The sequence below is a fragment of the Flavobacterium fragile genome, assembly GCF_023634865.1.
In the GTDB taxonomy this organism is placed as follows: Bacteria; Bacteroidota; Bacteroidia; order Flavobacteriales; family Flavobacteriaceae; genus Flavobacterium; species Flavobacterium fragile.
The window spans coordinates 14,607-26,890 of sequence record NZ_JAMLJN010000012.1 but is presented as its reverse complement, the minus strand read 5'-3'; the positions used below and the strand labels follow the sequence as shown (position 1 = coordinate 26,890).

At 34.2% G+C, this 12,284-nt stretch carries 12 protein-coding genes; 6 read left to right on the top strand and 6 right to left on the bottom strand.

Annotation, left to right across the window (positions count from 1 at the left end; translation table 11 throughout):
- Window positions 1–7: 7 nt before the first annotated feature.
- Complete coding sequence (locus tag NAT47_RS11820; RefSeq protein WP_250583019.1) at window positions 8–637, bottom strand: hypothetical protein; 630 nt, start codon at window positions 635–637, stop codon at window positions 8–10.
- 166 nt (window positions 638–803) lie between these two features.
- On the opposite strand from NAT47_RS11820, the gene NAT47_RS11815 reads away from it, so the two are divergent.
- Genes NAT47_RS11815 through NAT47_RS11795 form a run of 5 tightly spaced genes read left to right on the top strand, consistent with a single transcriptional unit; the run spans window position 804 to window position 7,253 of the window.
- A complete protein-coding gene (locus NAT47_RS11815; protein WP_250583072.1) occupies window positions 804–3,173 on the top strand; it encodes a TonB-dependent receptor in 2,370 nt (789 codons plus the stop codon).
- 4 nt (window positions 3,174–3,177) lie between these two features.
- Window positions 3,178–4,002, top strand: coding sequence for a DUF4249 domain-containing protein (locus tag NAT47_RS11810; RefSeq protein WP_250583017.1), 825 nt, complete (start codon window positions 3,178–3,180; stop codon window positions 4,000–4,002).
- Window positions 4,003–4,062: 60 nt separating this feature from the next.
- Window positions 4,063–4,725, top strand: coding sequence for a thiamine diphosphokinase (locus tag NAT47_RS11805; RefSeq protein ID WP_250583015.1), 663 nt, complete (start codon window positions 4,063–4,065; stop codon window positions 4,723–4,725).
- Between the two features lie 41 nt (window positions 4,726–4,766).
- On the top strand, window positions 4,767–6,758 hold the full coding sequence (gene uvrB / locus NAT47_RS11800) for an excinuclease ABC subunit UvrB (protein ID WP_250583013.1): 1,992 nt from the start codon (window positions 4,767–4,769) through the stop codon (window positions 6,756–6,758).
- A gap of 24 nt (window positions 6,759–6,782) precedes the next feature.
- Window positions 6,783–7,253: a DMP19 family protein gene (locus NAT47_RS11795; RefSeq protein ID WP_250583011.1), complete on the top strand. Its 471-nt coding sequence runs from the start codon at window positions 6,783–6,785 to the stop codon at window positions 7,251–7,253.
- On the opposite strand, the gene NAT47_RS11790 is transcribed toward NAT47_RS11795, so the two are convergent.
- Window positions 7,250–7,651, bottom strand: a complete 402-nt coding sequence (locus tag NAT47_RS11790; protein WP_250583009.1) for an excinuclease ABC subunit B — start codon at window positions 7,649–7,651, stop codon at window positions 7,250–7,252. The two genes, NAT47_RS11795 and NAT47_RS11790, sit on opposite strands and share 4 nt — an antisense overlap.
- A gap of 167 nt (window positions 7,652–7,818) precedes the next feature.
- Between NAT47_RS11790 and NAT47_RS11785 the strand changes: the two genes are divergently transcribed.
- Window positions 7,819–8,253 (top strand): DUF1456 family protein, encoded by a 435-nt coding sequence (locus NAT47_RS11785; RefSeq protein ID WP_250583007.1) that lies wholly within the window; start codon window positions 7,819–7,821, stop codon window positions 8,251–8,253.
- Window positions 8,254–8,614: 361 nt separating this feature from the next.
- Here NAT47_RS11785 and NAT47_RS11780 read toward each other — a convergent pair whose 3' ends face one another.
- From NAT47_RS11780 to prfA, 4 genes are all read right to left on the bottom strand, one after another.
- On the bottom strand, window positions 8,615–9,397 hold the full coding sequence (locus tag NAT47_RS11780; RefSeq protein WP_250583070.1) for an alpha/beta fold hydrolase: 783 nt from the start codon (window positions 9,395–9,397) through the stop codon (window positions 8,615–8,617).
- Between the two features lie 57 nt (window positions 9,398–9,454).
- Window positions 9,455–10,249 carry an ABC transporter substrate-binding protein gene (locus NAT47_RS11775; RefSeq protein WP_250583005.1) on the bottom strand — a complete coding sequence of 265 codons (795 nt, stop codon included), beginning with the start codon at window positions 10,247–10,249 and terminating at the stop codon, window positions 9,455–9,457.
- An 11-nt stretch (window positions 10,250–10,260) separates the two neighbouring features.
- Window positions 10,261–11,073: an orotidine-5'-phosphate decarboxylase gene (gene pyrF / locus NAT47_RS11770; RefSeq protein ID WP_250583003.1), complete on the bottom strand. Its 813-nt coding sequence runs from the start codon at window positions 11,071–11,073 to the stop codon at window positions 10,261–10,263.
- Window positions 11,074–11,154: 81 nt separating this feature from the next.
- On the bottom strand, window positions 11,155–12,228 hold the full coding sequence (gene prfA / locus NAT47_RS11765; RefSeq protein WP_194096442.1) for a peptide chain release factor 1: 1,074 nt from the start codon (window positions 12,226–12,228) through the stop codon (window positions 11,155–11,157).
- Window positions 12,229–12,284 lie beyond the last annotated feature (56 nt).

Here is a 12,284-nt window from a genome sequence, read left to right as displayed (position 1 = left end):
TTTTTTATTATTTTTTCTTTTGTTCTTCTTCCTTTATAACCACGATGGAAGCTTTAATTCCTGTAGTTAAATTCCATTCATTTGAGGTAATTAATTTTCCTGAATCATCAAAAACACTGAAAGCTGCTGTATTAGGACCTGAACTACCTTGATTTAAGGCAACAAAATCCAACTTATTGAAACCATCCGAAATATCTACATAGTATTCTTTTGGAGCTGCTTCAAGTAAAATTTCATAAATAACAGTTTTTTCATTAAGCAAAAGACGAACTCTATCACCATCAGGATATTCGTGGTCTCTACAAACAATCTTAACATACCTAGTCTTCACACGAAATTCTCCCAAAAATTGATTAGAACGATATTCAGGTTTAATTTCTTTATCTTTATTATTCAGTTTTCGTTTGATATCTTCACCAGGATTTTTAAATTCGTTTTTTTGAACTAAAACACTTTCCTCTCCTTGTTTTTTGTTTAAAATAGAATAACGCTTTAAATAACTATCATCTTTATCAAATATGCTTTTATAGGGCAATGTAACCGTATTAGATTTCGTTTCACTTTTTGTGGGCTGATCCCAATCTAACTTTAACTTTGCACTCTTAAAAGGATTATCTTTTTGAGCGAAAATTGCCATTATTTGAAACAAAAAAAACAATAAAAACACCTTATTTTTCATTAGTTCTATTTTGAAAGTCGTAAATTTATAACAATTAATGTTTTTTGATTACAAATTAACATATGTTTTAAACTATTGCTATGTTTTTTTGTGAAATTTGTAGTACAAAATCTATACCGAAATGATGCAATCGCGAAAAATTTATTTACTCTTATTCTTTTTTTCTCTTTTTGGGTTTGGACAAGATAAAGCAACGCTTAGTGGAATTGTAAGCGATGCAAGTACAAATGAAACATTAATTGGTGTTTCTATAGTAATTCCTGAATTAAATACAGAAACCACAACTAATGAATATGGTTTTTTTTCAATAACACTTCCAAAAGGAATACATACGATTCAAATTAGTTATACTGGCTTTGAAACTATTAAAGAAGAAATTGAAATCAATGAAAACACAAAGAAAAACTTTAGTTTATCAGAAACTAGAAAAGAACTTAACGAAGTAGTCATTTCGCAGAATTCTTATAAAACTAACATCAAAAAACCTGAAATGAGCGTTAATAAGCTAGCAATTAGCGCCATAAAACAAATGCCTGTTTTAATGGGGGAAGTTGATATTATTAAATCGCTTTTATTTTTGCCAGGCGTTACTAATGCAGGTGAAGGACAATCTGGTTTTAACGTTCGTGGTGGTGGTGCCGATCAAAATTTAGTCCTTTTAGATGAAGCTACGCTCTATAACACTTCACATGTTTTTGGGTTCTTTTCCGTTTTTAATGCGGATGCTATCAAAGATTTAAAATTATACAAAGGTGGAATTCCTGCTCGGTTTGGAGGTAGAGCTTCTGCGGTTTTAGACGTATATCAAAAAGATGGAAACAGTAATAAATTCAGTATGAATGGCGGAATTGGATTAATTTCGAGTCGTTTATTAGCTGAAGGTCCTATAGTAAAAGACAAAGGTTCATTTTTAATCGCCGGAAGAGGTTCGTATGCCCATCTATTTTTAAAGTTATCTGACAATCAAAACTCAGCTTATTTTTACGATTTGAATACCAAACTAAATTACAAACTGAATGAAAACAACAACTTATATCTGTCAGGTTATTTTGGCCGTGACATTTTTAGTTTAAATGAATCTTTCCGAAATATCTACGGAAACTCTACTCTAAATCTGCGTTGGAATCATTTATTTTCTAATAAACTATTTTCCAACTTATCCCTTATTTATAGCAATTATTACTATGGACTAGATTTAGGTTTCATAGGATTTAATTGGGAATCTACAATTGAAAATTACAATTTGAAATATGATTTCAAATATTATGCTTCCGAAAAAACTAAGTTCAACTTTGGAGCAAATATCACTAAATATGACATTAATCCAGGTACTATAAAACCACTTGATGATACTTCATCAATTAATTTCAGACAATTAGATAAAAAATACGCTGTAGAAAATGGATTGTATGCCGATGTAGAACACAACCTTACGGATAAAATTTCGTTTATGGCTGGTTTACGATTCAGTTCTTTTTACAGAATAGGTACTTCAAACGTTAATTTCTATGAAAATAACCAACCCGTAGTTTTTGATGAAGAACTAAAAATTTATGAAAAAGCTACTCCTATTCGAACAGAATATTTTGGTTCCAACAAAAAAATTGCTGACTATTCAAATTTTGAACCACGTTTTACAATTTCGTATCAAATAAATGAAAACCAATCTGTTAAAGCAGGTTATAATAGAATGGTGCAGTACATGCAATTGGTTTCAAACACGCAATCTCCATCTCCACTAGATGTATGGACTCCTAGCGATAATTACATCAAACCTCAATTAGCCGATCAAGTTTCACTGGGATATTTTAAAAACTTTAAAGATGGTGATTATACTTTAGAGTTAGAAACCTTCTATAAAAAAGTTCAAAATCGAATTGATTACATCGATGGTGCTGACTTAATTGCAAATGAAGCTATAGAGCAAGTTATATTAAACGGGAGAATGCGTTCCTACGGTTTAGAATTATTACTACGTAAAAATGAAGGACGATTAAACGGTTGGGTAGCTTACACCTTATCAAAGTCTGAACAACAAACTCCGGGGAGAACCCCTATCGAAACTGGAATTAACAATGGCAATTGGTACCGTTCTGCTTATGATAAAACACATAATTTAGCCTTAACTGGAAATTATAAATTAGATAAAAGATGGACTTTGGGTGCTGCTTTTACTCTTCAATCAGGACAACCTGTAACATTTCCTACTGGTAAATATGTTTTTGAAGGCATTACTGTTCCGAGTTACAACTCGCGTAACGAAGATCGTCTTCCTACCTATCATCGTTTGGATGTTTCGGCTACCTTAACTCCTAAAAAATACGAAAACAAGAGGTTTAAAGGTGAATGGGTTTTTGGAATTTACAATTTGTACAGTCGCAATAATGCGGCTTCAATTTCTTTCAGACAAAACGAAGATACTGGTTTTAATGAATCTGTGAAGTTATCCATTTTTGGAATCGTTCCTTCTGTTTCTTATAATTTCAAATTTTAAACGTATGAAAAAGATTTTGCTATATATATTACTACTATCAACAACAATTTTTACCAGTTGTGAAGAAGTCGTAACTTTAGATTTATCAAATGCTGAACCCAGATTAGTAATCGATGCCGTTATCAAATGGAAAAAAGGAACTTCTGGTGAAAATCAAACCATTAAATTGAGCTTAACCAATGACTTTTACTCCAGTGATATTCTAACAGCAAACGGAGCAATAGTCACTATTACCAATAGTACCAATACCGTATTTAATTTTACCGAAGTACCAAACACTGGCGAGTATATATGTTCAAATTTTCAACCGGTAATTGGAGAAACGTATCGCTTAGAAATTCTTTATGATGGTCAGATTTTTACTGCAACCAACACTTTATTCGCTACACCATCTATTGAAAATATAACTCAAGAAACGGTTTCAGGATTTGGAGGTGATGAGGAAATTCAAATTAAATATTTCTTTCAAGACAATGGAAATGAAGAGAACTACTATGTCTTAAAAGTAATAAATCCAAACAAACGTATCCCTGAATTTGGTGTCGTTAGTGATGAATTTTTTCAAGGTAATATGATGTTTGGTTTTTACAGCAGTAGCGAACTTCAACCTAACTTACCCTTAGAATTAAATGTACAAGGGGTTTCTAGAGGATATTACAACTATATGAATCAGCTCACAACTATTGCAGGAAGCGGTTCAGGAAATCCTTTTACAACTCCACCTGCTACAGTTAGAGGAAATATTGTTAACCAAACCAATATCGATAATTATGCGCTAGGTTATTTTCACTTGTCTGAAATTGACACCGTAAATTATTTGGTACAATAAAACCTAATAACAAGTTCAAAATCAAAACCTAAAACTTGAAACCTGAAACAAAAAAATAAAATGTCATCACATCATATTGTACGCGACGATCAAGAACCGGCATTAATTATTGCTAATGGTGCCGCTTGTAGCGAGGAACTTATCGGACAGTTGCTAGAATGGTCGCCTTTAGTGGTGGTTTTGGATTCGGCAATCGAACGCGTTTTAGATCTTGGAATTAAAGTAGACGTACTCTTAGGTGATTTTGACAGAGGCTTCAACCCCGAATACTATTTGGAAAAACAATATCCGTTAGAAATCGTTTATACTCCTAATCAAGATAAAACCGATTTAGAAAAAGCCTTTGATTACCTCATTGAAAAAGGTCATAAAGCCGTAAATGTAATTTGGGCCACCGGAAAACGTGCCGATCATACTATCACAAATATCACAAATATTGTAGCCTACAGAAATCAATTGAAAATTGTGGTACTAGACGACCATTCAAAAGTATTCTTATTACCTAATAAGTATGAAAAATGGTACACCGCTAATACTACGTTATCACTAATCCCAATAGGAAAAGTATCAGGTATTACTACAAAAAATTTGTTTTATCCATTAAACAATGAAGAATTAACCATCGGATACCGAACAGGAAGTAGCAACCATGTTTCACAAGACGGAATTGTATCAATTGAACATAAAGAAGGTGACTTATTATTGATGGAATGTTGGGATTAACTTTGTAACTTTGTACCTTACATTTTACACTTTGTACTTTAATGAAATTCCAAGTCGTATCGGATTATAAACCTACTGGTGACCAACCGCAAGCCATTGAAAAACTCTCAAAAGGAATTCTTAATGGTGAAAAATACCAAACTTTATTGGGAGTTACAGGTTCTGGAAAGACTTTTACTGTAGCTAATGTGGTACAAGAAGTACAACGCCCAACGCTAGTTTTAGCACACAACAAAACCTTGGCTGCCCAATTGTATTCGGAGTTTAAGCAGTTTTTTCCGAACAATTCCGTGCAGTATTTTGTTTCCTATTACGACTACTATCAACCCGAAGCTTTTATTCCCGTTACCGGAACTTATATTGAGAAAGATTTATCGATTAACGATGAATTAGAAAAACTACGATTAAGCACCACTTCGGCCCTACTTTCAGGTCGTCGTGATATTATTGTGATCTCGTCTGTTTCTTGTTTGTATGGTATTGGAAATCCCGTAGAATTTCAGAAAAATGTTATCAACTTAGAAGTAAATCAACAAATTTCTCGTACCAAATTATTACATCAACTCGTACAAAGTTTATATTCGAGAACAGAAGCTGAATTTACACCAGGAAATTTCCGAATCAAAGGTGATATTGTAGAAATTTTCCCGAGTTATGGCGATGAACCGTTCCGAATTCACTTTTTTGGAGATGAAATTGAAGAAATTGAAGCCTTTGATGCTAAAACAGCACAAGTCATAGAACGTTATGAAAAACTAACGATTTATCCAGCTAATATGTTTGTAACTTCACCTGATGTATTGCAAAATGCCATTTGGGAAATCCAACAAGATTTGGTAAAACAAGTCGATTATTTCAAAGAAATTGGCAAACATTTAGAAGCCAAACGATTAGAAGAACGCACCAATTTCGATTTAGAGATGATTCGCGAACTCGGTTATTGTTCTGGGATTGAAAATTATTCACGCTATTTGGACGGTAGAGAACCGGGAACTAGACCTTTCTGTTTACTTGATTATTTTCCAGATGATTATTTGATGGTAGTCGATGAAAGTCACGTTACGATTTCACAAGTGCATGCGATGTATGGAGGTGATAGAAGTCGTAAAGAAAACTTGGTAGAATATGGTTTCCGTTTGCCTGCAGCTATAGACAATCGTCCGTTGAAATTTGAAGAGTTTGAAGCGCTACAAAATCAGGTAGTTTATGTTTCGGCAACTCCTGCAGATTACGAATTACAAAAATCAGAAGGAGTTTATGTAGAACAAGTCATTCGCCCAACAGGATTATTAGATCCAATTATTGAAGTGCGTCCAAGTGCCAATCAAATTGACGATTTAATCGAAGAAATTCAATTGCGTTGCGAAGCAGACGAACGGGTTCTGGTTACAACGTTAACTAAAAGAATGGCAGAAGAATTAACGAAATATCTAACCAAAGTTGCGATTCGTTGTCGTTATATTCACTCGGATGTAGATACGTTGGAACGGGTGGAAATCATGCAAGATTTGCGTAAAGGAATTTTTGATGTATTAATTGGTGTCAATTTATTACGTGAAGGTTTGGATTTACCTGAAGTTTCTTTAGTTGCCATTTTAGATGCCGATAAAGAAGGTTTCTTGAGAAGTCATCGTTCGTTAACGCAAACCGTAGGCCGTGCTGCCCGAAATATAAATGGAAAAGCAATTATGTATGCGGATAAAATCACAGCTTCGATGCAAAAAACGATTGACGAAACCAATTACAGAAGAGAAAAACAAATTCGTTATAACAATGAGAACAATCTCCAGCCAAAAGCGTTAAATAAGAGTTTAGGAAGTGCATTGGCAGGAAATTCGGTTTCTACTGGCTATTATGAAAAAGAAGCATTAAAAGCAGCTGAGCCAGAAAGTTTATACTTATCAAAACCCGAAATCGAAAAGAAAATTCGCGACTTAAGAAAAATGATGGAGAAAGCCGCAAAAGAATTAGATTTCATGCAAGCAGCGAAATTTAGAGATGAGATTCAAGCATTACAAGAGAAAATTAAATAAATTTAAATAGCAAAATCATAACACATGAGCAACATTGCAAACATTCTAAAATTAGAAGACGAAATTAAAATCATCGAAGCTATTGGTGAGATTATTTGGGAAAAGAAAGAAGAAACCGATGATTTTTCGGCATTAACCGATGGAGAGAAAGTATTCGTTTACGTTGATATTTTTGAAGGCGCTATGGGAGAAGGCGGATTTTCATTTTTCTTTACTTCAGAAGCTGGAGATTTTGTAGAAGATGTAATCGTAGCCTATAAAGAAATCAAAGCGTTTAAAACGGCCGAATTAATTTCAAAAGCTTGGAGTTTGTTTCCAGCTAAAGCGTATTCACCTGATGTAGAAATCAGACGAAACTTTATCAAAAAAGCCGACGAAACTTTAATCGGAGGTTGGGAAGATTTAGACGAAGAATTCTTTAGCGAAGAAAGCGAAGACATCGTAACCTTAATCGTAGATTATATCCGAAACCATCCAGAAGAATTTGGAAACTAATTATGTTGTTCGGTAAAAACACCTAATAAAACATCTCCCTCAACCATTCGGTTTGGGGAGTTTTTCATTAAATGCAATACGCGTTTCATCGCATACGGATTCAACCCCATGTTAATGCCGATTTCGTTGATTTTGATTTGCTCAGCTTCGTGTAATACCCCATCAACGTGCATCAATAAAGCCAAACGATAAAACTGACAAATTCGGTGAAACTCATCTTTAATGACCGAAACTTCTCCTCTATTTTCAAATAATTTATGAAATACGGTTTTCTCAATTTCCAATTCCATCGCTACCATTTCCAAGAAATCGTACTCACGATCATGTAATTCGCCATCAATTAACGCAAACGCAATCATTTCTTGCAACAGACTTATTTTTCCTTGATACGTATCCATAAAGTATTTCTTTGGGGTAAAAATAAGAATTCTTATATTAAATAGATATCTTTGAGCAAGTTTTTTGGTAAACTTACAATTGAAGTTTTAGGTTAACAGATTGGACTTTTTATCATTTATTGAATGTCTTTAATCTATGGTTCCTAATAGAATTTAAAAAAAATAGCATGAATAACAACGATGTTTTTAAAAAGTTACGTGTAGCACTACAATTACGCGATGACCAAATTATTGAGATATTAAACCTAGTAAATTTCAGGGTTTCTAAAGGCGAATTAGGTAACATCTTCAGAAATGAAGACCATCCTAATTATATAGAATGTGGCGACCAATTGTTGCGGAATTTCCTTAACGGATTAGTCATTTACTTACGCGGTACGAAAGAAGATCCAAAAAATCCAAGAGAAGTTTTGGACCAAATTGCCAAAAACAAAACCGCTTTATCAAAAGAAGACAAAAAACCCGTAGCTAAAAAACCGTTCCAACCAAAAACTACAACAGACAAAAAACCGTTTGGACAAGGCAAACCTTCTACTAAAAAACAAAAACCAGAAAGCCCTGTGGAACGTTTTAAGTTTAACTCTGGGAAGAATAAAAAGTAAATAGTATTCTCAAGAAATAGACTGCACCCAAAAGTTTAGGCAAATTTATAATTAATTTTATAATAGTGAGCTCAATATTTTATCGGGCTCATTTTGTTTAAATTTGAGATAATCCCATTGTTATTGTAATATCTATAAACTGTTTAATTTGAGTTTTTAATTCTTCGATTGTTCTGAACTTCATTATATAAAAAGTTCAAATTTTAAAAAATAGACGTTTCTTCATCATGCGTTGTAACTTGATGGTAATAATTTTTTTTATCTTTTATAACTTTATTTCTTGGTAGAATCGTGAAGTCTAGTTACAATATCACAATAAAAGTTATTTATAATGACACGCCATTTTTAGAGCACCATCAACCTACATCCTCTTCAAATACCCAATCACCGTTTCATTAAAAACCACTGGTTGCTCTACATTCACCACGTGACCGCAGTTTTGAATGATGAAAAGTTCGGCGGTTTTTACGTGATTGGCTACCACTTGCTTTACCGAAGGTAAGAACATATAATCTTCTTCTCCCATAACGTAAAGCGTGGGAATATTCAATTCCTTTTGACGGAACCAGCGTAAAACGGGATTAATTTCTGCAGTAAGTTTGAACCATTTGATAAATTCTTTTTGGTATAATTTCTTGGCTTCATTAATAAAGAGTAAGCGTGATTGTTTGTGGTTCTTTTTGGGCATAATCACAAAAGCAAAAAACTTATACAACACCAAATACGGCAACACATATTTAAACATATTTCCCAATCGCATCAAGACTTGCGAACGGAAATTCATTTTTAAAATGGCGCCACCTAAAATCATACTTTTCACACGTTCTGGATGCATTTCGGCTAATTGACGAATGACGATGGAACCTAAGGAAATCCCAACAAAATGCGAGGATTCAATCTTTAAAAAATCGATAACCTCAACAATGTCTTCGGCGATGGCTTTAAACGTATATTTCTGTTTGAGTGCCGATTTTAATTGGTCTTTTGAATTTCCATGACCGCGCAAATCCAACAACAGTACATTAAAATGCTTTTGAAATTCACGAATTTGCTTGAACCAAATAGACGAACTTCCTCCTGCTCCATGAACAAAAGTCACCCATTCGGTACTAGTTTCGTTTTTATATAGTGTATAGGAAATCAAAGATTTAAAATTTGTCAAATGTACTACATTTCATTCGACCAAAATGCTAAACAAATTTTAAATTTTGGAATGTAGTAACTTGAAATAATCAAAGGCTTTCAACAAGCGACTGCCATACCAAGAAAACATTTCGCCATCGACAAAAACAGTTTTGGCATGATGGGTGAATCGCCCAATTTCAAACGCATGTTCGTCTTTAAACGGAAACGGCTCAGAAGACAAAAACACATAATCAGGATCACCTTCTAAGCGAATTTTCTTCAACTCGACTTCAGGATAACGTCCTTCTTTACTTTCATAAATATTCTCGAAATGATTTAATTTCAATAATTCATTGATAAACGTATGATTTCCCGCTACCATATGAGGATTGGCCCAAATAAAATAAGCGGCTTTCTTTACGGGTTTATCTTTGATAAAATGCTGAAAATCTTGGTACGCAAAATTGATTTTGTCTATCCATTTTCGAGCTTCGGTTCGTTTATTAAACAATTTTCCGAAATCGTGAATCATTTGTAAATTGTCGTCAATGGTGAGAATATCAGTCACCCAAACCGGACAAATTTGAGATAATTCCTCCACGATTTCTTTGGTGTTTTCCTCTTTATTACAAATAATAATATCGGGCTGAAGCGATTTTATTTTATCGAATTTGATAGTTTTCGTACCACCAACAATCGTTTTAGTCGCCTTAAAATGAAACGGATGCACACAAAATTTAGTAATTCCAACAATGTGATCTTCCAAACCTAAATCGTATAACAATTCGGTTTGCGAAGGCACTAACGAAACGATTCGTAAAGGTGTGGTTTCGAAAGTATGTTGAGTTCCTAATGGGTCTGTGAGTTGCATAATTTCAAAATTTATTCTAAAATCCCTTCCATCTCTTGTTGTAACTTCAACGCTTCTTCCCTAGCCTTTTTTGCGAAATCCATTCCGTTAGAAGCATAAATAATCCCTCTTGAAGAATTGATTAGCAAACCAACATTAGAATTCATTCCATATTTACAAACCTCAGCCAAACTTCCGCCTTGAGCGCCAACTCCAGGAACTAACAAGAAACTGTCAGGAACTATTTTTCGGATTTCCGTGAAATATTCGGCTTTGGTTGCACCCACAACGTACATTAAATTATGAGCGTTTTTCCAAGATTTTGAAGTTTCCAAAACCACTTTGTATAATTCCTTTCCTTCCACATTCTGCGTTTGGAAATCAAAAGCACCTTCGTTGGAAGTTAAGGCTAACATAATCGTGTGTTTATCCTCAAAAGCTAAAAAAGGTTCCACCGAATCTTTTCCCATATACGGTGCCACCGTTACCGAATCGAAATCTAAATCGTTGAAAAAAGCTCTAGCATACATGGACGAGGTATTACCAATATCACCTCGTTTTGCATCGGCAATCGTGAAGATTTCTGGATGTTTCTCGTTGATGTAATTGATTGTTTTTTCTAACGATTGCCAACCTTTGATACCGTAAGCTTCATAAAAAGCAGTATTCGGTTTATACGAAACACATAAATCGTGAGTCGAATCGATAATGGCTTTATTGAATTCGAAAATTGGATCTTCGGTTTGTAGTAGATGTTCTGGAATTTTATTTAAATCGACATCTAAACCAATACATAGAAATGATTTTTTAGTTCGGATTTGGGAAATGAGTTGTTCAGTAGTCATGTTGTAGTTGTTTAAACGCAAATTTGCGAAATATTTTTGATTTTGTCCATAAAAAAAGCCTCAATACATGAGGCTTTAATATTAGAAAACTTCGCTTTCCTTTAATTTTTCGGTATTAGCTACCAATTGTAACTCGTCGATGAATTTCTGGATTTTTCCACTCATTACTCCATCCATATCGAAAATATCCATTCCAATTCGATGATCGGTTACACGACCTTGAGGATAATTGTAAGTTCTAATCTTAGCCGAACGGTCACCCGAACTTACCTGAGAATTACGTTTTTTCGCATCTTCTTCTTGTTTTTTAGCTAATTCCATTTCGTACAAACGCGAACGCAAAACCGTTAACGCTTTATCTTTATTTTTATGTTGCGATTTCTCATCCTGACATTGCGCTACCAAACCTGTTGGAATATGCGTCATACGAACCGCCGATTTCGTAGTGTTTACCGATTGACCACCAGGACCAGACGAACAGAAAAAGTCGATACGAACATCGTTCATGTCGATTTGTACGTCAAATTCCTCTGCTTCTGGCAATACCATTACTGTTGCGGCTGAAGTATGAACACGACCTTGTGTTTCGGTTTGAGGCACACGTTGTACTCGGTGCACTCCTGCTTCGTATTTCAAAGTTCCGTAAACATCTTCGCCTGTAACTTCAAAAATTACCTCTTTAAATCCACCCGATGTTCCTTCGTTCATATCTACTAATGAAGTTCTCCAGCCTTTGGATTCGCAATATTTGGTATACATACGATACAAATCACCTGCAAAGATTGAAGCTTCGTCTCCTCCAGTACCCGCGCGGATTTCAACCATTACGTTCTTTGCGTCTTCTGGATCTTTAGGGATTAGCATGAATTTGATTTCCTCTTCTAATTGAGGTAAACGCTCATTCGCTTCATCCAATTGCATTTTAGCCATTTCGACCATCTCAGCATCAGAACCATCAGCAATGATTTCCTTCGCTTCATTGATATTTCCAACTAAGTTGATGTACTCATCTCGTTTTTCAACTAACTCTTTTAAGTCTTTGTATTCTTTATTTAATTGTACATAACGCTTTTGATCAGCAATTACATCCGGCTGAATAATCAAATCGGATACTTCATCAAAACGTTGTTTTACATATTGTAATCTCTCTAACATGGCTGTTATTTATTTTGGAGTGCAAAGTTACAATTTTAGTTGAAAGTATAAAAGTT

Bases quoted from the DNA above. Each gene is read 5' to 3' on its own strand.
- NAT47_RS11820 (WP_250583019.1), bottom strand. From the start codon at position 637: ATGGCAATTTTCGCTCAAAAAGATAATCCTTTTAAGAGTGCAAAGTTA.
- prfA (WP_194096442.1), bottom strand. From the start codon at position 12,228: ATGTTAGAGAGATTACAATATGTAAAACAACGTTTTGATGAAGTATCC.
- uvrB (WP_250583013.1), top strand. From the start codon at position 4,767: ATGAAATTCCAAGTCGTATCGGATTATAAACCTACTGGTGACCAACCG.
- NAT47_RS11805 (WP_250583015.1), top strand. From the start codon at position 4,063: ATGTCATCACATCATATTGTACGCGACGATCAAGAACCGGCATTAATT.
- NAT47_RS11795 (WP_250583011.1), top strand. From the start codon at position 6,783: ATGAGCAACATTGCAAACATTCTAAAATTAGAAGACGAAATTAAAATC.
- NAT47_RS11785 (WP_250583007.1), top strand. From the start codon at position 7,819: ATGAATAACAACGATGTTTTTAAAAAGTTACGTGTAGCACTACAATTA.
- NAT47_RS11790 (WP_250583009.1), bottom strand. From the start codon at position 7,651: ATGGATACGTATCAAGGAAAAATAAGTCTGTTGCAAGAAATGATTGCG.
- NAT47_RS11815 (WP_250583072.1), top strand. From the start codon at position 804: ATGCAATCGCGAAAAATTTATTTACTCTTATTCTTTTTTTCTCTTTTT.
- NAT47_RS11810 (WP_250583017.1), top strand. From the start codon at position 3,178: ATGAAAAAGATTTTGCTATATATATTACTACTATCAACAACAATTTTT.
- pyrF (WP_250583003.1), bottom strand. From the start codon at position 11,073: ATGACTACTGAACAACTCATTTCCCAAATCCGAACTAAAAAATCATTT.
- NAT47_RS11775 (WP_250583005.1), bottom strand. From the start codon at position 10,249: ATGCAACTCACAGACCCATTAGGAACTCAACATACTTTCGAAACCACA.